This window comes from Pyruvatibacter mobilis, from assembly GCF_012848855.1.
Taxonomy (GTDB): Bacteria; Pseudomonadota; Alphaproteobacteria; order CGMCC-115125; family CGMCC-115125; genus Pyruvatibacter; species Pyruvatibacter mobilis.
Window position 1 is genome coordinate 584,914 of record NZ_CP051630.1, and the last position, 21,147, is coordinate 606,060.

Annotated in this window: 22 protein-coding genes; 6 read left to right on the top strand and 16 right to left on the bottom strand. The window is 65.1% G+C overall.

Annotation, left to right across the window (positions count from 1 at the left end; translation table 11 throughout):
• Window positions 1–68: 68 nt before the first annotated feature.
• From pgeF to lgt, 3 genes are read right to left on the bottom strand one after another with little or no spacing between them, the layout of a single operon-like run.
• Complete coding sequence (gene pgeF, locus HG718_RS02745) at window positions 69–845, bottom strand: peptidoglycan editing factor PgeF (protein WP_244617819.1); 777 nt, start codon at window positions 843–845, stop codon at window positions 69–71.
• A gap of 5 nt (window positions 846–850) precedes the next feature.
• Entirely contained in the window at window positions 851–1,936 is a 1,086-nt protein-coding gene (locus tag HG718_RS02750) for a class I SAM-dependent methyltransferase (RefSeq protein ID WP_160589013.1), read from the bottom strand.
• Window positions 1,937–2,839 carry a prolipoprotein diacylglyceryl transferase gene (gene lgt, locus HG718_RS02755; RefSeq protein ID WP_160589012.1) on the bottom strand — a complete coding sequence of 301 codons (903 nt, stop codon included), beginning with the start codon at window positions 2,837–2,839 and terminating at the stop codon, window positions 1,937–1,939.
• A 553-nt stretch (window positions 2,840–3,392) separates the two neighbouring features.
• On the opposite strand from lgt, the gene HG718_RS02760 reads away from it, so the two are divergent.
• The 4 genes from HG718_RS02760 (at window position 3,393) to HG718_RS02775 (ending at window position 6,102) form a co-directional block, all read left to right on the top strand.
• Window positions 3,393–3,659, top strand: a complete 267-nt coding sequence (locus HG718_RS02760) for an accessory factor UbiK family protein (protein WP_160589011.1) — start codon at window positions 3,393–3,395, stop codon at window positions 3,657–3,659.
• A gap of 316 nt (window positions 3,660–3,975) precedes the next feature.
• The gene (locus HG718_RS02765; RefSeq protein ID WP_160589010.1) at window positions 3,976–4,476 is read left to right on the top strand and encodes a type III secretion system chaperone family protein; all 501 of its coding nucleotides are present in this window, start codon (window positions 3,976–3,978) and stop codon (window positions 4,474–4,476) included.
• Between the two features lie 5 nt (window positions 4,477–4,481).
• Entirely contained in the window at window positions 4,482–5,318 is an 837-nt protein-coding gene (gene proC / locus HG718_RS02770) for a pyrroline-5-carboxylate reductase (RefSeq protein ID WP_160589009.1), read from the top strand.
• A gap of 76 nt (window positions 5,319–5,394) precedes the next feature.
• The gene (locus HG718_RS02775; protein ID WP_160589008.1) at window positions 5,395–6,102 is read left to right on the top strand and encodes a ubiquinone biosynthesis protein COQ9; all 708 of its coding nucleotides are present in this window, start codon (window positions 5,395–5,397) and stop codon (window positions 6,100–6,102) included.
• 414 nt (window positions 6,103–6,516) lie between these two features.
• Here HG718_RS02775 and HG718_RS02780 read toward each other — a convergent pair whose 3' ends face one another.
• The 3 genes from HG718_RS02780 to HG718_RS02790 form a co-directional block, all read right to left on the bottom strand.
• Entirely contained in the window at window positions 6,517–7,890 is a 1,374-nt protein-coding gene (locus HG718_RS02780) for an ATP-binding protein (RefSeq protein ID WP_160589007.1), read from the bottom strand.
• Window positions 7,891–7,968: 78 nt separating this feature from the next.
• A complete protein-coding gene (locus HG718_RS02785; RefSeq protein WP_160589027.1) occupies window positions 7,969–8,703 on the bottom strand; it encodes a response regulator in 735 nt (244 codons plus the stop codon).
• Window positions 8,704–8,720: 17 nt separating this feature from the next.
• Window positions 8,721–9,272, bottom strand: coding sequence for a MarR family winged helix-turn-helix transcriptional regulator (locus HG718_RS02790; protein ID WP_160589006.1), 552 nt, complete (start codon window positions 9,270–9,272; stop codon window positions 8,721–8,723).
• 295 nt (window positions 9,273–9,567) lie between these two features.
• Between HG718_RS02790 and HG718_RS02795 the strand changes: the two genes are divergently transcribed.
• On the top strand, window positions 9,568–10,464 hold the full coding sequence (locus HG718_RS02795; protein WP_160589005.1) for a branched-chain amino acid aminotransferase: 897 nt from the start codon (window positions 9,568–9,570) through the stop codon (window positions 10,462–10,464).
• A 26-nt stretch (window positions 10,465–10,490) separates the two neighbouring features.
• On the opposite strand, the gene HG718_RS02800 is transcribed toward HG718_RS02795, so the two are convergent.
• The 7 genes from HG718_RS02800 to HG718_RS02830 form a co-directional block, all read right to left on the bottom strand.
• Entirely contained in the window at window positions 10,491–10,946 is a 456-nt protein-coding gene (locus tag HG718_RS02800) for a molybdenum cofactor biosynthesis protein MoaE (RefSeq protein WP_160589004.1), read from the bottom strand.
• A 4-nt stretch (window positions 10,947–10,950) separates the two neighbouring features.
• On the bottom strand, window positions 10,951–11,211 hold the full coding sequence (gene moaD, locus HG718_RS02805; RefSeq protein WP_160589003.1) for a molybdopterin converting factor subunit 1: 261 nt from the start codon (window positions 11,209–11,211) through the stop codon (window positions 10,951–10,953).
• The gene (gene pgsA / locus HG718_RS02810) at window positions 11,208–11,846 is read right to left on the bottom strand and encodes a CDP-diacylglycerol--glycerol-3-phosphate 3-phosphatidyltransferase (RefSeq protein ID WP_160589002.1); all 639 of its coding nucleotides are present in this window, start codon (window positions 11,844–11,846) and stop codon (window positions 11,208–11,210) included. Before pgsA ends, moaD begins: the two co-directional genes overlap by 4 nt.
• 94 nt (window positions 11,847–11,940) lie before the next feature.
• Window positions 11,941–13,857, bottom strand: coding sequence for an excinuclease ABC subunit UvrC (gene uvrC / locus HG718_RS02815; protein ID WP_160589001.1), 1,917 nt, complete (start codon window positions 13,855–13,857; stop codon window positions 11,941–11,943).
• 411 nt (window positions 13,858–14,268) lie between these two features.
• A complete protein-coding gene (folB, locus tag HG718_RS02820) occupies window positions 14,269–14,745 on the bottom strand; it encodes a dihydroneopterin aldolase (RefSeq protein ID WP_244617818.1) in 477 nt (158 codons plus the stop codon).
• Between the two features lie 17 nt (window positions 14,746–14,762).
• Window positions 14,763–15,530, bottom strand: a complete 768-nt coding sequence (locus HG718_RS02825; RefSeq protein ID WP_160589000.1) for an SDR family oxidoreductase — start codon at window positions 15,528–15,530, stop codon at window positions 14,763–14,765.
• The gene (locus HG718_RS02830) at window positions 15,527–16,474 is read right to left on the bottom strand and encodes a calcium/sodium antiporter (RefSeq protein ID WP_160588999.1); all 948 of its coding nucleotides are present in this window, start codon (window positions 16,472–16,474) and stop codon (window positions 15,527–15,529) included. The genes HG718_RS02825 and HG718_RS02830 overlap by 4 nt, the downstream gene beginning before the upstream one ends.
• A gap of 363 nt (window positions 16,475–16,837) precedes the next feature.
• Between HG718_RS02830 and HG718_RS02835 the strand changes: the two genes are divergently transcribed.
• Complete coding sequence (locus HG718_RS02835) at window positions 16,838–18,673, top strand: monovalent cation:proton antiporter-2 (CPA2) family protein (RefSeq protein ID WP_160588998.1); 1,836 nt, start codon at window positions 16,838–16,840, stop codon at window positions 18,671–18,673.
• Between the two features lie 436 nt (window positions 18,674–19,109).
• Here the strand turns inward: HG718_RS02835 and HG718_RS02840 are convergent, their stop codons facing one another.
• From HG718_RS02840 to HG718_RS02850, 3 genes are read right to left on the bottom strand one after another with little or no spacing between them, the layout of a single operon-like run.
• Entirely contained in the window at window positions 19,110–19,649 is a 540-nt protein-coding gene (locus tag HG718_RS02840) for a hypothetical protein (protein ID WP_160588997.1), read from the bottom strand.
• 8 nt (window positions 19,650–19,657) lie between these two features.
• Window positions 19,658–19,990 (bottom strand): hypothetical protein, encoded by a 333-nt coding sequence (locus tag HG718_RS02845; protein WP_160588996.1) that lies wholly within the window; start codon window positions 19,988–19,990, stop codon window positions 19,658–19,660.
• Complete coding sequence (locus tag HG718_RS02850) at window positions 19,974–21,101, bottom strand: hypothetical protein (RefSeq protein ID WP_160588995.1); 1,128 nt, start codon at window positions 21,099–21,101, stop codon at window positions 19,974–19,976. Before HG718_RS02850 ends, HG718_RS02845 begins: the two co-directional genes overlap by 17 nt.
• Window positions 21,102–21,147 lie beyond the last annotated feature (46 nt).

Sequence of the window (21,147 nt, forward strand, 5' to 3'; positions counted from 1 at the left end):
ACCGGGAATCGAATCACGTTTCCCGGCGGCTGGCAAAGTATAGGGGATTGGCGGGGCGGCGGAGAGGGTCAGGCCAGGGTGATGACCGAAATCTGCCGACCATAATCCTTTTCCCCGCGATGGGTGGTGCGGCGGAAGCTGAAGAAGCGGTGGTCGTCCGCATAGGTGCATTCGCCCAGCCCGCCGATGGTGCCCACATCTGCCGCGCGCAGGCGGGCCAGCACATAGGCCTCAAGGTCAAAGCGCCAGTGGCCGTCCCGGTCCGACGGCACGAAGAAGCGCTCATTGGCGGCATCAAGCGCCATCACCTCGTCGCGCAGGTCCGGGCCGACCTCGTAATTCTCCTGGCTGATGGCCGGGCCGACCACGGCGATGGTGTCGGCGCGCCGGGCCCCCAGGCCCTCCATCTGCGCAAGCGTTGCCTCGACGATGCCGCCTGCCGCGCCGCGCCAGCCCGCATGGGCCGCGCCGATGACCTTTGCCTTGGGGTCGGCGAACAGCACGGGCGCGCAATCAGCGGTAAGGATGCCGAGGGCGAGGCCGCGCGTGGCGGTCGCCATGCCGTCCGCCTGCGGACGGTTCTCCGCGTCCCACGGTTTGGTGACGGTGACGGCCTTGCCCGAGTGGATCTGGTAGAGCGACAGCAGGTTCTCCGGGGCCACCTGAAGGTGAATGGCGACGCGGGTGCGGTTCAGTTCAACGGCGGAAGGGTCGTCATTGGAGCCGGGGCCGCAATTGAGACCATGATAGATGCCGGTGGACACACCGCCGGCACGGGTGAAGAAGCCGTGGCGGATGCCCTTGAGGCCGTCGAGTTCCATGGCGTGGAGGGGGTGGACAGACATGAGGCTCACAATCCTGCGGGCGTGAGGCCGTGCGAGGTGACGGCCATGACCTTGAACAGAGTTCCCATTGCATCGGCATGGGTCAAGCGGCTGAGGGCTGCCTCAATGGCCTTGGCCTGATCGGGCGTTGCGTGCTGTGCCAGCATGGCGGCGCGCTGGGCGATGCCGAGCGCCAGCAGGAACTGGCCCTGGGTGGCGGGGCCATGGATGGCGGCGGCAGGTGCAGCGGAGGCCGCCAGCGCCTCGAAATCCACATGGGCTGTGATGTCCGCCGTGCCGGGCGCCTCCAGCACCGGCGCATAGGCGCCCTCGTGCATGGCCTGCAGCGTGTCGCCGGGCTGGCTGCGCGTATAGCCGTAATCGATAAACAGCGCCGCCCCGCCACGGGCCTTGAGGCGGCGGGCGATGTCGGCGGTGATGGCGGTGCCGGCGGGGCAGATTTCGGCGATAGCCCCCGGCGGGGCTGTGTGGACGGCCTCCGGCAGGATGGAGATGTTCGGCAGCGGTGCGGGCGCGGCAGTGAAGACTAGGTTGCCCTGGAACTCCACCACGCAGCGCTCGCGCCAGCCGTCATCAGTGGCGATGAACTGGCGGATCGGCAGGGCGTCGATGAATTCGTTGGCGATGACGATCAGCGGCATGTCCGGCAGGGTGGCGGTGCTGTCCAGCCAGCGCGGCTGACGGTAGCCGCCCTGTTCGAGGATCGGGCGCAGGGTCTCGTGCTGCGTGCGGCGCAGGACGGGGCTGGTCTCGACGAGGCATATCTGCGCGGCTGCGGCAAAGCCGGGCACGGCTTTCGTGGCGCGCAGAGCATCGGCCATCAGCGTCCCGCGTCCCGGTCCGAGTTCCACCAGGGCAAAGGGGGAGGGCGCGCCGAGCTTCGCCCAGCAATCCGCCGCCCAGGCACCGATCAGTTCACCGAACATCTGCGAGATTTCGGGTGAGGTGGTGAAATCCGTGCCCAGCGGGTCGCGGGTGATGTAGTAGCCGTGTTTCGGGTGGCCGAGCGCCAGCGCCATGAAGCGGCTGACCGGCATGGGGCCTGCTTCACGGATTTCCGCACGGATGATGTCGGCGAGGGGGGACGTCATTCAGCCCTGTTTCGCGGGGGCCTTGTCGACGGCGCGGGTGCCCAGCGGCGGTTCCGCATTGGCGCGCCAGATGAACCAGATGCCGGCCACGATCATCGGCAGGGACAGGGTCATGCCCATGGTCAGCCAGTTGCCAATGAGATAGCCGAGCTGCGGGTCAGGCTCGCGGAAGTTCTCCGTAAAAAAGCGCGCGCAGCCATAGCCGGTGAGGAAGATGCCGATGGTGAGGCCGGGGCGCCGCAAGGTCTGGAAGCGGTAGACGGCAACAAGCACGATGGTGAAGAGAAGCGCCCCGTCGATCGCGGCCTGGTAGAGCTGGCTCGGGTGGCGGGCGATGCCGAGTTCGTCGCGCGGGAACACCATCGCCCATGGCACGTCTGCCGCGCGGCCCCAGAGCTCGCCGTTGATGAAGTTGGCGAGGCGGCCGAAGAAATAGCCCAGCGGGGCAACGGTGGCGATGAGGTCGCCCAGCGAGAACATGTTGATGCCGCGCGAGCGGGCGAACAGCACGATGGCGATGACCATGCCCGCCAGCCCGCCATGAAACGCCATGCCGCCCTGCCACACATAGAAGATCTCGATGGGGTTCGAGAGGTAGTAGGGCAGGTTGTAGAACAGCACGAAGCCGATGCGGCCGCCGAGGATGATGCCCAGCGTGGCCCAGACGAGGAAATCGTCGATGTGCTCGGGCAGGATGGGCGCCTGGGGCTTGGCGTGTTTCCGCTTCTGCGCCGCTGCCGGGTAGGGGTAGCCCTCCCACAGGCGTGGCGTCTGCACCATGCGCAGGGCCAGCCGCCAGCCGCCGATGATGCCCGCGATATAGGCCAGCGCATACCAGCGGATGACCAGCGGGCCGATTTCGACCAGCACCGGATCGAACTGCGGATAGGTGATTTCATACATGGCAGCTTGCCTGTCCGGGGGTGGGGGCGGATGTCTGGCGGAGGGTTCTTTGCGGGCGGCGCAAAGTCAAGGAACTCCGGGGGATTGCGGGCGTAAATGTGGGTCCGTGGATGCCTTCGCCGGCCTGAGACCGCCTGCACCTCCCATGGGCCCTCCGGTCAAGCCGGAGGGAGAGCGGTTTTTTGACTGATGGGTCACACCATTTCCGCCATCCCTCCGGCTCGACCGGAGGGTCTCTCACCCCCTGCCTGAGCCATAGTGGATTGCATGGCGCAAGTGCCAGTCACCTCTCCCCTTGCGGGAGAGGTCGGTGCGCAGCACCGGGTGAGGGGGGCAGCGCCGAACTCTTGTGCAGGGCGTGAGTTCCACCCCCTCACCCTCCCACCCCTCGCGCGGCGGGCCCCTCCCTCTCCCGCACTTTGTCCGCTTCCGGCGGACAAGCCGCCGAAAGGGGGAGAGGGGATTTTGGGCCGCGTGTATTGTGCCGATCTGCCGCGCTTGCACGAGGCGGGGCGGGCGCGCGATAGTGCGGGCGCCCACAGGAGTTGAGCCGATGACCCAGTACGAAAACCGTTTCCTTGATGACGTCGCCAAGCTGATGACCAGTGCCGCCGGTGCGGCACAGGGTATGCGCAGCGAGGTGGAGACCGTGATCCGGTCGCAGGCGGAGCGGCTGGTGGCGGATCTCGACCTGGTGCCGCGGGAGGATTTCGAGGCCATGCGCGAGCTGGCGGTGGCCGCGCGCACGGAAGCCGAAGAGCTGAAGGAGCGTCTTGAGGCGCTGGAAGCCCGCGTGGCAAAGCTCGAGGCTGGCGCCTGACGCGCCCACTATCCGGGGCAGTTTTCTGGCGTCGGCCTTGTCTTCCAAGATTCATGAAAGAGCGCTTGCACCGACTCAGTTACACGGGCACGGTGCGATAGTGTGTCGCGCTGCTCCGGCCACAAGATGTTGCCTCTTCGCGCAATATCTGGGGGAGCGTCCAGCGCTGGAGCGGACGACATGCAAACAGTGTCACCGGGGGGTGATGCCGGTTTGCTGAGACACATGCCGCCAGCCCGTCCGGAGCGTTTCCGGGCAGACCGGCGGACACCCAGCCAGCGGGCATCGGGCCCCCGACAACCGGGAAGGCTACCCCATGTCGTTGACCGTTGCTGATACCGCCCATCTCCTTGAAAACCCCATCGACGTTCTGGAAACGATCGCCACCAAGCAGGACTGGCCGTTTGACCGGTCTGCGGAGGACGAGCTTTCCGTGGCGGTGAAGGGGTCGTGGTGCGATTACGACCTGTCGTTCAGCTGGCGCGACGACCTGCACGGGCTGCATCTGGCCTGCGCCTTCGATCTCAAGATCAATGCGGGCAAGGTGCCCGACATCCACGCGCTGCTGGCGAAGATCAATGAGCAGCTTTGGCTGGGGCATTTCGACATCTGGAAGGAGGAGGGCTTTGTCCTGTTCCGTCACGGGCTGCTGCTGGGCAGCGGCCAGGACATGGTGGAGCAGTGCGAGGTGCTTTTATCGCTGGCGGTGGAAGCGTGTGAGCGCTACTACCCGGCATTCCAGTTTGTGCTGTGGGCCGGCCAGTCGGCGGAGGATGCAATGGCGGCCTGCATGTTTGAAACCCAAGGTTCCGCCTGACATCCATGACATCATCTACCGCGCCGTCCTCACCGCTGGCCTTGCCCGGCACACTTGTTCTGGCGGGCGCGGGCAAGATGGGCGGCGCCATGCTGCGCGGCTGGCTCGAGGCGGGAGCCGATGCATCCCTGATCACGGTCATCGACCCCAAGCCGTCTGATGAGCTTCAGGCACTTGCAGCCAAGAAGGGATTTTCCGTTCGTCCGGATGCGGATGGTGTGCGCGATGCCGCCGTGCTGGTGCTGGCGGTGAAGCCGCAGATGCTGGCGGAGGCGGCGCACACGCTCGCACCGGTGATGGCTTCTTCACCGCTTGTCGTTTCCATTCTCGCGGGCAAGACCGTGGGTGATCTCTCCGGGGCGCTGGGGGCGGCGCCCATCGTGCGGTCCATGCCCAACACCCCGTCGGCAGTGGGGCGGGGCATCACGGCGGGCTTCGCCGGGCCGGGCGTGTCGCCTGCACAGGTGGCGCTTACCACGTCGCTGCTGCAGGCCGTGGGTGAGGTCGTGTGGCTTGATGACGAAGAGCTGATGGATGCGGTGACGGCTGTGTCCGGCAGCGGGCCGGCTTATGTCTTCTGGCTTACCGAATGCATGGCGGCGGCGGGCGAGAAACTCGGCCTGCCGGCGGAGCTTGCCGCGTCCCTGGCGCGGGCGACGGTGAGCGGGGCGGGCGAATTAATGCACCAGGCCAGCGAGACACCCGCCACCCTGCGGCAGAACGTGACATCGCCCGGCGGCACCACGGCGGCAGCGCTTGAGGTGCTGATGGCGGAGGGAGGCCTTGCCCCCCTGATGGCTGAGGCCCTCACGGCGGCGCGGGACCGGGCGCGCGAGCTTTAAGCATAAGAGGATCCGGGCCCGGGTTGTCTGCCGCCATGGGTGGCAGAGGGGCTGCCTGTCGCCTATCTTTCCTCCCATGAGCGATGACATCGACAGCAAGGCGCGCAAGCCGCGCAAGAAACCCGGCAAGGTGAAGCAGAAGGCGCATCTGGTGAAGGCGGCGCTGACGCTGGCGCAGAGCCGGGGCTGGCGTGACCTGTCCATGGCGGAGATTGCTGCCAAGGCCAAGGTGCCGCTGGCGGATGCGCTGGAGATCACCCCCAACAAGACCGCGATCCTGCGGGCCTTCTCGCAGCATATCGACGTTCAGGTGCTGAACGAGATGGAGGGCGAGACCGGCGACGAGCCGGCCCGCGACCGGCTGTTTGACGTGCTGATGAGCCGCTACGACGCGCTGTGGCCGCACCGCCCGGCGCTGCGAGCGATCCTCGGCGACCTGCCCAGTGATCCGGGTGCGCTGCTGGCGGCGCTGTCGCCAGCGCTTGAAAGCGTGAAGTGGATGCTGGAAGCCGCGGACCTCGATACATCCGGCGTGCGCGGGGCACTGCGGGTGCGGGCCGTGGGGCTGATCTATGCCGCCAATCTGCGCGTCTGGCTGCAGGAAGACAGCGAGGACATGGCCAAGACCATGGCCGATCTCGACCGCCGCCTGCGGCGCGCGGAATCGCTGATGGAGCAGGCCGCAGGCTCCGTTGAAACCGCCTCCGGCCTGATGCGCTCGGCCCTGGGCGCCCTGGCCAATCTCGGCACCTCACGGCAGGCCGCCGCCGAGTCGGACGAGTAGGCCGGGCTGCCGCCGTTAAGGCATGCCGCAGCTCCCATTGGCCCTCCGGTCAAGCCGGAGGGACAACGGGGTTGTTTCAAACTTTGCCGTCATCCCTCCGGCTTGACCGGAGGGTCTCTCTCACCATGCCTGAGCTTGGAAGGCGTGCGCGGTGCCAAAGCCGGTCACCTCTCCCCTTGCGGGAGAGGTCGGTGCGCAGCACCGGGTGAGGGGGGCAGTGGTTGCGATGATGCGGGGGCTTAGTGCGAGGCGTGAAGTCCACCCCCTCACCCTCCCACCGCTTGCGCGGCGGGCCCCTCCCTCTCCCGCGAGGGGAGAGGGGGACTTTATGTTTGCTTCTTATCTCCGCTTTCCCTCCGGCTTGACCGGAGGGTCCATCTGACTTGCGGCGTGTTTCAAGGATCTGCCGGGGCCTCAGACCGGGATCTGCACCAGGGCGCGGAGGCCGCCGAGGGGGCTTTCGAGGAGCAGGATGTCGCCGCCATGGCCGCGGGCGACGTCGCGGGCGATGGCGAGGCCGAGGCCGGAGCCGGAGCGGTTCTGGTTGCGGGATTCATCGAGGCGGTGGAAGGGGCGGAAGGCGTCTTCCATCTGGTCGGCGGGAATGCCGGGGCCGTCATCATCGACGGTGATTTCCACCATGGCACCGCGCCGCAAGGCGGCCAGGCGCACATGGTCCGCGTGGCCGGCGGCATTTTCAACCAGGTTGGTGATGCAGCGCTTGAGGGCGTGAGGCCGGGCGCGGATGGGCATGGGGCCGTCGATCACCAGTTCGATGTCGGTGCCCTTGCGCGCGGCGTTGACGCGGACGTCCTCGAGGAAATCCTCAAGCTCCACCTCGCGCGCCGTCTCGCCGCCCTGGCCGCGGGCAAAGTCGAGATATTCATCGAGCAGGCGCTGCATCTCCACCACGTCGTCCTGCAGTTCCTTGATGTCCGGGTCGTCGCCCATCATGGCGAGCTGCAGCTTGAAGCGGGTCAGCGGGGTCTTCAGGTCATGGCTGACCCCGGCCAGCATGGCAGTGCGCTGCTGGATCTGGCGGGCCAGCCGGTCGCGCATGACTATCAGGGCCTGGGCGGCGCGGCGCACTTCGGTGGCGCCTGAGGGCTTGAAGTTGGGCATGTCGCGGCCGAGGCCGAAGGCTTCCGCCGCCTGGGCCAGCCGCTGGATGGGGCGCACCTGCCCGCGCAGGAACAGGATCGCCACCACCAGCAGGATCAGCGAGGTGCCGGCCATCCAGGACAGGAAGATGTGGCTGTTGGTGGCGGAGACGCGGCTGCGCAGGAACAGGGCGCGGACGACGCCTTCCGGCACCTGCACGCGGACATCGACATATTTTTCGTAGGTCACGGTATCCACCCAGACCGGGCGGTCGAAGCGGCTCTGCATTTCCGTTTCCAGCGTGTCGTGCAGGAAGGGGAACCAGCCGGGCTCGACCTTGGGGGGCAGGCTCTCGCCCGGCCAGATGGCGATCTGCACTTCGATGGTGGAGCCGATGCGGTCCACGAAGTCGGCATAGTCCGCGTCGTCGGAGATGTCGTCATACAGGCGCATGATCAGCGCCATGTCGTTGGCGGCCATATAGGCAAGGCCGCGGGTCACCTTCTCCCAGTGGCGGTCGAGGAAGACCGAGGTGGCGACGATCTGCAGCAGCAGCATGGGGGCGACGACGATGATCAGCGATCGCCCGAACAGGCCGCGCGGCGTCCAGTCCTTGATCAGGATCGACGGATCAATCGCGGCGAGGAACCGGCGGGCGGGCGTGCGGTGGATCGTGGTGTCAGCCATGGAGAAGCGTTCCTAACGGGGCCTGCGGTGCGCCTGCGGCGGTTTTTTCGGCGCACCTCCACTGTAGATGGGGTTGGATCAGTCGGGGACAAACATGTAGCCGGCGCCGCGGATGGTGCGCAGGTAGCGCGGCTCCCTCGGGTCCGGCTCGATCTTGCGGCGGAGGCGGTTGATCTGCACGTCCACGGCGCGGTCGGAGATGGTGTCATCGCCGCCGGTCAGCTCCTCGCGCGGCAGGGCCCGGCCGACGGCACGGCAGAACAGCTTCATCAGTTCGATCTCGCGGGTGGTGAGGCGCACCGGCTGGCCGTTGCGGGCAAGCGCGCCGCGTTCCACGTCGAATTCAAGCTCTCCGAACTCCACCGAGCGGGCCGCCTGCGGGCGGCTCTGGGTGCGGCGGAGGATGGTCTGGATGCGCAGCAGCAATTCGCGCGGCTCGAACGGCTTGGGCAGGTAATCATCGACGCCGGCCTCCAGCCCCTCGATGCGGTCGTCCGCCTCGGTGCGCGCGGTGAGCATGAGGATGGGGACATCTGAGGTGGTGCGCAGGGACTTGGCGAAGGTGATGCCGCTTTCGCCGGGCATCATCACGTCGAGCACGATGAGGTCGAAGGCAAGGCCCTCCATGCGTTCGCGCGCCTGGGCGGCGTGTTCGGCCGCTGTGACGCGGAAGCCGTTGTCGCTGAGATATTTGCGCAGCAGCTCGCGGATGCGGCGGTCGTCATCGACGATCAGCAGGTGCGGGGCGTCATCGGGCAGGGGGGCGGTGCGGCCCGCGGAGCGCTGTGCGGGCGGGCTTCCGGCTGCGGGCATATCATCGGCGGGGTCACTCACTGGCCCGCATCCTTCTCCTGGGCAGGTAAATGATCCGCCCCCGGATGAAGCTCGTTGCGGCTGGCCCGGTCCAGCATCGCCTCCATCACCTTGCGCCAGGCCTCTTCGGCGTCGGGACCGGCTGCCTCGAAGGCGCGCAGCAGGCGGGCGCGCTGGGGGGCGCGGAGCTGATCCCACAGGTCGATGCCCTTCTGGGTCAGGTGCAGGTGCCGTTCGCGCCGGTCCTGGGCGCCGGTGCGCTGTTCCACCTGGCCGTCCTCTACAAGCTGGCGCAGCACGCGGGCGAGGCTTTGCTTGGTGATGCCGAGGATCGCCAGCAGGTTCTGCACGGTGATGCCGGGATTGCGGCCGACAAAGTGCAGCACCCGGTGATGGGCGCGGCCGAAGCCCTGGCGTTCGAGGATGGCGTCCGGGTCACCGACGAAATCCCTGTAGGCGAAGAACAGCAGTTCCATGGCCTCGATCACGCGCGCTTCGGTCTCCTCGTCCGGGCAGGGGGCGGACGGCGACTCGGCGGGCGGGGCGGTGAAAGAATTTATGTCAGCCATGTTGACTTATATTGGTTAGATTGTTACCTGTTAGCGCGTTGAGAAGACAGGATCAGTCGCGACGGGGCCAAAACCGCCTGAATTCGGGTGGAATCGGGTGGCAAATGACGTCCAAGCGGTCACGATACGCTGGTCTTCAGGATATTGCGCGCTGGCCGCTCTCACAATTGCCCGCACTCTGTTACGTCCGCCCCGGCCTGCCGGGCCCGCGAGACGGCAGGGATTGCGGCACCCCCGTGTGACGGGCCTTAACGGCGCACCGAGGCAACAAGACTGAACAAGGGAGTGGCTCGCCATGGCCTCCATACCGTTTGACGACCGTGATGGGTTTATCTGGATGAACGGCAGCCTGCGCCCCTGGCGCGATGCCAACATCCACATCCTCAGCCATGCCCTGCATTATGCGAGCTGCGTGTTCGAAGGCGAGCGCGTCTATTCGGGCGAGATCTTCAAGCTGCGCGAGCACACCGACCGGCTGATCGCCTCGGCGAAGATCCTCGGCTTCGACATTCCGTATACGGCGGATGAGATCGACGCGGCCTGCAAGGAGACGGTTGCGGCGCAGGGCTTCAAGGACGCCTATGTGCGCCCGGTGGCGTGGCGCGGCAGCGAGATGATGGGCGTGTCGGCGCAGGCAACGAAGATCAACCTTGCCGTCGCCGTGTGGGAGTGGCCGTCCTATTTCGACCCGGAAGAGCGCCTGAAGGGCATCCGCCTCGATATGGCGCAGTATCGCCGTCCCGCACCGGAGACCGCGCCGTGCAAGAGCAAGGCAGCGGGCCTCTACATGATCTGCACGATTTCCAAGCATGCAGCTGAAGGCAAGGGCTATGCGGACGCCATGATGCTGGACTATCGCGGCTATGTGGCCGAGGCGACCGGCGCCAATGTCTTCTTCGAGAAGGACGGCAAGCTGCACACGCCGACGCCGGACTGCTTCCTCGACGGGATCACACGCCGCACGGTGATTGACCTTGCCAAGGCGCGGGGCGTGGAGGTGATCGAGCGGCACATCAAGCCGGAGGAGATGGCTGAGTTCAACCAGTGCTTCATCACCGGTACGGCGGCGGAAGTGACGCCGGTGTCGGAGATCGGCGAATACCGCTTCACGCCGGGCGAGATCACCAAGCAGCTAATGGATGACTACACGGCGCTGGTGAACCGGGCGGGAACGTCTGCCGCCGCTGAATAATCAGCAGGCATCCAGTTTTGGACGAGCTAGCGGCGCTGCCACTTTTCAGTGGCGGCGTCGTCGCTTTTCCGGGCCTCCACCCAGTGGCCGCTGTCCTCGCCATGCTCCTTCTTCCAGAAGGGGGCGTTGGTCTTGAGGAAGTCCATGACGAAATTGGCCGCGTCGAAGGCCGGCTGCCGTGAGGCGGAGGTGGCGATCACCAGCACGATGGGGTCGCCGGGGGTGAGATCACCAAAGCGGTGGATGATCTCGATGTCCTGCACGTCAAAACGCGTGCGGGCTTCCGCCTCGATGCGCTCAAGCTCGGCCTGCGCCATGGCGGGGTAGTGCTCCAGCGTCATGGTGTGGAGCTTCTCGCCGCCCGACAGATCCCGCACCTGGCCGACGAATGTCACGCTGGCGCCGATATCGGCACGGCCTGACGTCAGCGCCATCAATTCGGCACCGGCATCAAACGGTTCTGGCTGGATGCGCACGGGCATGGGGTCAGCCGCCCGTCACCGGCGGGAACAGGGCAATCTCGTCTCCGGGGCGGATGGGTGTATCCGCGTCCGCCTGCTCCTGGTTGACCGCGAATTTGAGATCCATCCCGTCGAAGGCGAAGCGCTTGTCTTCATCCGTGTCCGCCAGATGTGCCACCAGTGCGCCGACGGTCGCGATGCCGTCCGGCAGGCTCAGCTGCTCTTCCGGTGTGCCGACGGCTTCACGCAGGCGGGCGAAGTAGAGAATGGTGACGGGCGCGCTCATGCGTCGTCCCCGTCGCGCGACGCATTGCGGTCATCGGCGGCGATGACGTGGTGCATGCCGGCGCGGAAATAGTCATAGCCTGTGTAGAGCGTCAGCAGGGCGGCGACCCACAGCAGCGTGATGCCGAGTTCGCTGGTGAAAGGATAAAGCTCACGGCCTTCCGGCCCGCAGAGCAGGAAGGTGACGGCCAGCATCTGGATCGCGGTCTTCCACTTGGCGAGCTGGGTGACCGGCACGCTGACCTGCAGGGACGCGAGATATTCGCGCAGGCCGGAGACGAGGATTTCGCGGGACAGGATGATGACCGCTGCAAACAGGCTGATGCCGGCAATGGTTTCGTCGGCGGCGAGCAGCAGCAGGGCGGCTGCCACCAGCAGCTTGTCGGCGATCGGGTCCAGCATGGTGCCGAGGCTTGATTGCTGCTTCAGCGCGCGGGCGATGTAGCCGTCCACATAGTCGGTGATGCTGGCGGCAACGAAGATGCCCACGGCGATCCAGCGACCGATATTCCCCTCGATGAAGAATGTCAGCACAAGGACGGGCACCAGTGCGATACGCGCATAGGTGAGGATGTTGGGCAGGGTCCAGGCCACGGAGGTGGCGGCGGCGGACGATACGCGGGGCTCACTCGACATGGCGGGATCATATACGAGGCCGGACAGGGCGGGGAGGGGCGGGACAACAAATCTTGATGACGTGGTCTCGCAATGCCGTGGGTGCCTTCAGGCCCTATTTCGCGCCCTCGTGGAAGTGATCGTAGATGCTGCGGGCGACAGCGGTTGAAATGCCTTCCACGGCTTCAAGGTCGGCGAGGCCTGCCGCGGCGACGGCGCGGGCAGAGCCGAAATGGTTAAGCAATGCGCGCTTGCGCTTGGGGCCGATGGAGGCGATCCCGTCCAGCAGCGACTTGCCCATGGCCTTCTTGCGCCGGGTGCGGTGGCTGCCGATGGCAAAGCGGTGGGCTTCATCGCGCAGGCGCTGGAGATAATAGAGCACGGGGCTTTTCGGCTCCATCATGAAGGGCTGGCGGCCGGTCATGAAGAAGCGCTCACGGCCCGCGTCACGCTCAGGGCCCTTGGCGATGCCCACCAGCGTTACCCGGTCGATGCCCAGTTCGTTGAACACCTCCTGGACGACGGAAAGCTGCCCGGCGCCGCCGTCGATCAGCACGAGGTCTGGCCAGTCGGGGACGGGCAGATCAGCGCGGGCCTCATCCTCAGCGGTATCAAGGGCTTCCTGCTCCTTCACCAGGCGGGCGAAGCGGCGGGTCAGTACCTCGCGCATCATGGCGTAGTCATCGCCGGGCTCGGTGTCCGGGTTCTTGATGTTGAACTTGCGGTACTGGTTCTTGCGGAAGCCTTCAGGCCCCGCGACGATCATGCCGCCGACAGCATTGGTGCCGGAGATGTGACTGTTGTCATAGACCTCGATGCGCTCGGGCGCCGTGTCCATGCCGAAAGCCTCGGCGAGGCCCGCCAGCAGTTTCGTCTGGGTCGAGCTTTCAGCCATGCGGCGGGCTAGGGCCTCGCGGGCATTGTCGAAGGCGTACTGCACCAGCTCGCGCTTTTCGCCCCGGTGCGGACGGCCGACGGCCACCTTGCGGCCGCGCTTGACGGTCAGCGCTTCGGCCAGCAGGTCGCCATTTTCGATGTCCTGATTGAGCAGCACGAGGCGCGGGGCCGGGCGTTCCTCGTAGAACTGGGCGAGGAAGCCATCGAGGATTTCGGCCGGTTCCATGTCCTTGTCGTGCTTGGGGAAGTAGGCGCGGTTGCCCCAGTTCTGCCCGGCGCGGAAGAAGAAGACCTGCACACAGGCCTGGCCGCCTTCGGCGTGGATGGCGAAGACATCCGCCTCTTCGACGGTCTGCGGGTTGATGCCCTGGCGCTGCTGGATGTGGCTCAGGGCGCGCAGGCGGTCGCGGTAGATGGCGGCCTTCTCGAAATCCAGCTCGCCTGCGGCTGTTTCCATCTGGGCGGCCATCCGTTCACGGATCTTGCGGCTCTTGCCGGTGAGGAAGGCGTCGGCTTCCGCCACAAGGCTTGCGTAATCATCATGACTGATTTCGCCGGTGCAGGGGGCGGAGCAGCGCTTGATCTGGAACAGCAGGCAGGGGCGGGTGCGGGCGTCATAGACCGTGTCGGAGCACGAGCGCAGCAGGAAGGCCTTCTGCAGGGCGTTCAGCGTGCGGTTGACCGCGCCGGCCGAGGCGAAGGGGCCGAAATAGTCGCCCTTGCGGCTGCGCGCGCCGCGATGCTTGAGGATCTGCGGCACCTCGTGGTCGCGGGCGATGAGGATATAGGGGAAGGACTTGTCGTCGCGCAGCTGCACATTGTAGCGCGGGCGCAGCTGCTTGATGAGGTTGGCTTCGAGCAGCAGGGCCGCCGTCTCGCTTTCCGTCACCACGAATTCCATGGCGCGGGTGGCGGCGATCATCCGCGCGATGCGGTTGGTGTGGCCCATGAGGCGGGTGTAGCTGGTGACGCGCTTCTTGAGGTTGCGCGCCTTGCCCACATAGAGCACCTCGCCATCCTCGCCGAACATGCGGTAGACGCCCGGCGCGTGGGGCAGCCGGGTGACGTAATCCGCGATCAGGTCCGCGCCGATGAGGGGGGTGTCAGCGGATGGAGGAGGAGGGGCGTCGCTCATGATCCTGAATATGCATGCGCCGGAGGCAAATTGAACCTTGCCGCGCGGTCAATCAGTCGTTCCAGCCTGTGGATAAGTCTGTTGGAAACACCTGCACCACCACGTCCGGCGCGGAAAAGAGGAAATGCGGGGCCGAAACGGGCCTTGTGGCGTGCGGCGCCGTAACTGACTGATTATTCATCCGAATTATCGATCTTCAAACTATGTTAACCATGAATCAGATGGGCAAAGGGGTAAGGCTGCCTTACCAACCCGCACCTCGTGCGTATGTGCACAACGGCGCTCAACCATGGGGTTCTGCTGACAATCGGGGTGCTGAAGAAATGGGCCCGCAGGCGCTGATTTGTCAGCCAGGTTGACAGATTCCGGCCCGGAATCGGCCGGGGTGCGGAATTGTCCGCCTGCCGAAAGTCAGGATGCGGGCAGTGGGCGGAGGCGCTCGATCTCGATGCCGACGGAATGGGCTTCCTCGATGGCTTCGAGCTTTTCCACCCGCACGCGGGCGGCGAGCACGCGGGGGTCTTCAAGGCAATCCGACGCGATGCGCTCGGCCAGGGTTTCCACCAGCCGCACATGGCCCTCATCGACCAGGGCTTTGATGTTGGTGACGACGCTGCGGTAGCAGACGACATTGTCGATGTTATCGCCGATCTCCACGTCGCCCTCGGTGACCGTCAGGTCCACATTGATGAGGATCGGCTGGGTGCGGCCTTCCTCGTGGCGGTAAACGCCGATATGGGCGTCGAGACGCAGGTCGCGGACGAAGACATGACGGGTGAGGCGGGCGGCATCGGCGATGCGCAGGGGCGTCACATTGCCAGTAGAGGCCGTTCCTGTGGCTGACTTGCTCATGGTGCGCTCGTTGCCGTTCTGGGTGGCCCCGGTCATGCGGGACACGGATCGCGTTACTCGTTGCCGGTGGCGTCGGGGGTTTCCCAGGCCAGGTGCTGGCCGCCATCGAGGGCAAGCATTTGACCCGTCAGGGACGGGGTTTCAAGAATAAAGCGCACCGCGTGCTGAAACTCTGCCATGCGCGGGCCGTGGCCCAGCGGCACGGCGCGGGCCTGGGCGGCGAAATCCTCCGCCGCCTGGCGCTCATTCGCCAGGGCCGGGCCGGGGCCGATGCCGTTGACGCGGATGCGAGGCGCGAGGGCCTGGGCGAGGGTCCGGGTGACGGTCCACAGGCCGGCCTTGGAGGCCGTGTAGGACATGAAGCGCGGGTTCAGCCGCCAGACGCGCTGGTCGATCATGTTGATGATGCAGCCCTCGCCGGTGCCGGGCAGCTGATCAGCGAAATGGCGGGCCAGCAGCAGCGGGCTGCGCAGATTGACGGCCATATGGGCGTCAAAGCTCTCGGCGGTGAGGCTGCGGGCATCGTCCTCCTCAAAGAGGGAGGCGCTGTTGACCAGAAGGCCGAGGGGGCCGAGGGCCGCGTTGGCTTCGCTAATCATCCGGGCCGGGGCGTCCGGGGCGGCCAGATCCGCCTGCACGGTGACGGCGGTGCCGCCGTTTCCGGTGATGGCTGCGGCCAGCGCTTCTGCTTCGTCAGCCGAGGTGCCGTAATGGATGGCGACGGCCCAGCCGTCCTCCGCCAGCCCTTCCACGATCACGCGGCCGAGGCGCTTGGCCCCGCCCGTGACGAGCGCTGCTTTCGGGGTGCCGCTGCCGGTCATGACATGTGGAACACGGTGACGAGGAAGCTGACATAGAGCACCGTGAACACCGCCCCGGCGAAGCGGGTGATGGTGGTGCGCAGGAAGGCGAAGGGCACCACCAGCAGGGCCGAGGCCAGCATCACCCAGAGGTCGAACTTGAGGAACGCTTCCGAGACGGGCAGGGGCACCACCATGGCGGTGATGCCGCCGATGGCGAGGATGTTGAACAGGTTGGAGCCGATGACATTGCCGACGGCCACGTCAGCCTGGCGGCGGAAGGCGGCGACCAGCGTGGTGGCCAGCTCCGGCAGGGAGGTGCCCAGGGAGATGACCGTGAGGCCGATGGTGGCCTCGGAAACGCCGAAGCGGCGGGCGATCTCGGTGGCGCCCTCCACCACGAGTTCAGCGCCCAGGGGCAGGCCGAGCAGGCCGATGGCGAGGAAGGCGCAGATGGCCCAGACGCGCTCAGGCAGGCCGGAGATATCGTCCAGCTCGTCCTCCAGCCCCGCATCAGCGGGGGAGGTGCGGGCGCGGTGGGCGGAATAAAGCAGGAAGGCGATCACCAGCAGGAACAGGATCAGCCCGTCCCAGAAGGTGAGCATGCCGGTCATGCACAGGGCCACGAACAGGATGGTGGAGCCCACCATCATGGAGGTGTTGCGGCGGATCGAGGCCTGGTTGCAGACGGTGGGGTAGATGATGGCGGGCAGGCCGAGCACCAGCAGCACATTGGCCACGTTGGAGCCGACGATATTGCCCAGCGAGATGCCGGGCGAGCCTTCAAGCGCCGCCTTGACCGACACCATGAGCTCGGGTGCCGAGGTGCCGAAGGCGACGACGGTAAGCCCGATGATCAGCGGGTGGACGCCGAAGCGGCTGGCCAGCGCCACGGCGCCGCGGACCAGGAGGTCGCCGCAGAACAGGAGAATGATCAGGCCGCCGGCAAGCGCGAGATACATCATGGGCGCGTCAGGCTCCGGCGCGGCAGGGAATCATGGTTACGGAAGAAATGGCTGCTGCCCCATTCTGACCCGGACCCCGCAGGCGGTGTGTGCCGCTGCCTGCGGCCTTTGGCGCCTTATGGGCGCCCCGCGGGTCCGTCCTGATGCCGTCCGGGTGAGACCGGCGGCGTGTGATTGACATTTTTCTGCGGTGAATACGGCCCCCCGGCGTATCCGCCCCGAATTCCTCTGATATATATGGGCTGCCTGCCTGTTGCAAAGGAGCTGTCTGCCGATTGGCTGGTGCAGTGCCTGGGGACTATCCCAAGAGCGCGTTTGCGGCGCGGGCGGCATGGGTGTGACGCTGGCCAGCAGAGGTGTTTCTTGGAACCGGATACAATCGCGGAAGTTGCACGGCAGGCTGCCGACATGGCGGCGGGTGCTGCGGGAATGGGCGAGGACGGCCACGGGGCCGCGGGCCACGCCACGGTGCCCTATATCCGCGAGATGCTGGTCTTCCTGGTGGCGAGCGTGCTTCTGGTGCCGCTGTTCCGCTGGTTCAAGGCGAGCCCGGTGCTCGGCTATCTGTTTGTCGGCGCCATCATCGGCCCGTTCGGCTTTGCCATCATCGACGACGTTGACGGCGTGGCGCGCATGGCCGAGCTGGGCGTCGTCTTCCTCCTGTTCATGATCGGGCTTGAGCTGTCCGTGGAGCGCCTGAAGGCGATGCGGACCATGGTGTTCGGCCTCGGCTTCGCGCAGGTGATTGTCTCCGGCGCGGTCATCGGCGCTGTGGCCCTGTGGTGGGGCAATTCGGTGCAGGCGTCGATCATCATCGGGCTGTGCCTGGCACTGTCCTCCACGGCGGTGGTGATGCAGCTTCTGATGGAGCGCGGTGAGTTCGCCTCGCGCATGGGCCGTACGGGCTTTGCCATTCTGCTGGCGCAGGACCTGGCGGTGGTGCCGCTGTTGATGCTGGTGACGATCTTTGCCGCCGGGGAATCCGGCCATGTGACCGAGCTTGTGGGCACGGCGCTGCTGCGGGCGGTGCTGGCGGTGGTGGTCATCATCGTCGCCGGGCGCTGGCTGGTGCGGCATCTCTACCGCATGGTGACGTGGACCCAGAGCCCGGAACTGTTCATGGCGCTGACGCTGCTGGCGGTGCTGGGCACGGCGTGGTTCACCGGGCTTGCCGGGCTCTCCATGGCGCTGGGGGCGTTCCTTGCCGGCCTGCTGCTGTCCGAGACCGAGTTCCGCCACCAGGTCGAGACGGATATCGAGCCGTTCAAGGGGTTGCTCCTGGGCCTGTTCTTCATTTCCATCGGCATGCAGATCAATTTCGGCGTGCTGGCGGAAACCTGGGTCAATGTGACGATCGGCGTCGTTGGCCTGATCGTGCTCAAATTCCTCATCCTGACGGCGCTGGTGAAGGCGTTTTCGCTGCCGCTGTCCACCTCGCTGCGCACCGGCCTCCTGCTGGCGGCAGGCGGTGAATTCGCCTTTGTCGGTGTCACCGCGGCGATGGGCTCGGACATCATTTCCGAGCCGGTGGGCCAGTACATGCTGATCGTCGCCGCCGTCTCCATGGCGATGACGCCGTTCCTGGCGGATCTCGGCACGTTCCTCAAACGCAAGCTGGACGACCGCACCGGCGGCGAGCCCATCCAGGCGACGGGGGACGAGGCGCGCGGGCTGGAGGGCCATGTGATCATCGCCGGCTATGGCCGCGTGGGGCAGACGGTGGCCAATCTGCTGGCCGATCTCAAGCACCCCTATATGGCGCTCGACCTCAACGTGCCGCGCACCCGCGACTGCCGCTCGCGCGGCGAGCCTGTCTATTATGGCGACGCCGCCAAGCCGGACGTGCTGGAGCGCGTGGGCGCGGACCATGCGGGCGCGGTGGTCATCACGCTGGACAATTTCGCTGCCGCCTCCCGCGCGGTGGAAGCCACGCGCGAGCGCTGGCCGTCGATCCCCATCTTCGTGCGCGCGTGGGACATGACGCATTCGGACGAATTGCTGAAGCTCGGCGCCACCGGCGTGGTGCCTGAAACGCTGGAAAGCTCCCTGCAGCTTGCCGGCCAGGTGCTGGAAAGCCTCGGCACCCCGCGCGAAGCCGTCGGCGACATCATCACCCGCATCCGCAACCGCGACTACGCCGACGTCCACCCGGACGACCCGGCAGACGCCACGGGCCAGGGGAAGGCCGCGGCGGAGTAGGGGGGAGCAGGGCGGCAGCCCGGCCCCCCACCCGGTGCTCCCGCACCGACCTCCCCACAAGGGGGAGGTGGACGGACCCGGACGGCATGCCGTCCCCGAAACTACGTCGTCCCCCGAAGGACAGGTCGCTGGTCAGTTCGGCCTGCCCCAGCCAAACCACTCCCTCCCCTTGATGGGGAGGGCCGGGGTGGGGTGACAGCCTGCGCGATGCCGCACACCGTCTCTTCCCTGCTCACGCGCCTGCGCCCCCGCGCGGGATGCCTCGCCGGGGGAATGATCCGTCTCCCGCGCGACACAGGCGAGGGGGCAGGGACCGCCGCGGGCGGCCTTCATGGCTAGCAAAACCCTGCCCTCCCCCAGAGGCCGGACGGCCCGGCATGCCCGCGGGGCAAGGTTTAAGTGAGTGTGAGGCTGGGGAGAGGGGGCGCGGAAAAGACTACTTCATGCAATCCATTATTTGATTTTCTACCCTCGCACGTACGAACCGTATACGAGTTTCGATCATTTTCGCCGTTTCTTGCAGGATTTCTCGGCGCTTTGGATCATGTGGAGATGAAAGAGCTTTTTGAATGGACGTCAGGCATTGATCATAAGTGTCGGTGAAAATTTGCACCCAGTCATTGCCATCTGCAAAAGCACTTTCATCAGCGGTTGCAAGTGCCTCCATCAGTTGGTCGCCCGCTGAAACCACAGCTTCGTTGCAGGATTCGATATCTCGCGTTAGGGAAGCGCCGGTGCGGCTGGCGAATGCCACGTCTTTAAGCTTACTGGCGGCTGCCTTTAGGCTTGCTAGAGAGTGGTCGATTTCTGACTGAACACCGGATTGGAACTGGTGCAGTTTCGCATTATTTCGCCGATCGCGTTTCTGAGATTGGCGTGACAGAAAGTAGAGCGAAATTGGCACAATATGAGGGGCCAAGAAGAGTACATATTGCCACCAACTCAACGTTGCCGAGGCTACTTCTTGCTCTGTCATTCGCCAACCTAGCCAGGCAAATCGTCGGTAGAACGCATCAACAATGCGCTTCTAATGCCGCGCCGTATCTGGGCAACAATCTCCGGGCTTGCGTTGATTTTATAGTGCCTAGCAAATGCTTCCCAAGATCCAAACTGATGAGCGCTCTCAGCAAAAAGCCCTTGAGCGAAAGATGGGGAAATTGCTGTCAAATCGGTTGGCACTTCGATGGCAATCTCTTCAGCAGAACGGTCTAGACGATCAAGGCCGAACTCTCTTCGAGCTACGACCCCCCGTTCGTGACCGCTCAAATTACGCACCTTGCCCTGTGTCAAAACACTTAGGTCAATTGTCTGGGCCATGATGTTCATCTTCGCTGATGGTGCTCGTTAAAAAGTGTGGATCGAGCACGAAATCCATGCTGATCAGTGTTCCCGGGAAATGGTAGTCCAAATCCCTTACGAAAGTTGAATCTGGTGGGTCGTTCGGCGAATTAGTGAGGTTGCAGAAGAGCCTTCGAGGTTCGTTCGGCTCGCCGTTCGACGTCTTAAGCGTTATATAGGGGTCTCTAAGAGAAATACAGGTGCTGCCTGATGTGAAAGTGATGCGCGGGCGGCGCCGTGGGTCATAAGAGCCCCCAATCTCGTTGGCGATTTCAACTATTGAGAGCATTCCTACGCCGCCACGGTTTGCTTGAACTGCCGCGGCATCTCTAGTAATTCCGTCCTGAATCGCCATGAGTGTTCGAAGGGTTTCGATACTCTGCACCCCTTGCCTCCTATGCGTATTTGCATACCAGTCGATCTTCTTTCGAACCTTTTCAGGGGCGGTCATGATGCTTTCAGCAATGGACGCGCCAACGCTCAGGAACCCGAGGTAGGCATGGTACTCGTAGCCACCATTACCGGGGATAGCTCGTCGAGCCATGAAGCCAACGATCGACCACTGTCCTCCACCTGTTTCCGGAGCGCTATGGCGCTCAGCGTTATCCAATATCTCGCCGATAATTTGTTGAAAGTTGGCCCTGCCAAGCGCGGATAACATTTGTTTAATTTCTGGAACTCCAAGCCACTCATCAATCCGGTCGCAGAACCAGTCGGCAACCTTTTCCTTCCTTTGTGGATCAAGTTGAGGGGTTGCGGAATCTCCTGGTCCGCTAATTTGCCGGCGCTGCACTTGGATTGCCCAAACGTCGCGAGCATTGTCGTCTCTCGGGAAAGAGGCCCCACGAAATGCATTTTCGAGGTTCACGCGACGAAGCACCTTCGCCACGGATCGCGTCATCTTGCCGCCCTGAAAAATTGGGGCGAGGTTTGGCCATACTTCAGCCAGCAAGAGGTAAGCCCCCACATCAAGGCAATACTGATCCTCGAAATGAATTTGCGCGCCAATCTCCCGTGCTTCTATCTCGGCGAGTTGCTGAAATTTTTCCAGTGTCCCAACTGGGTCATCCAAGAAGGAAAAATTCTTCAACTCCAGAACTATCGGGTCTGTTCGTGCTCTTCGGCGCCCGAGGGAA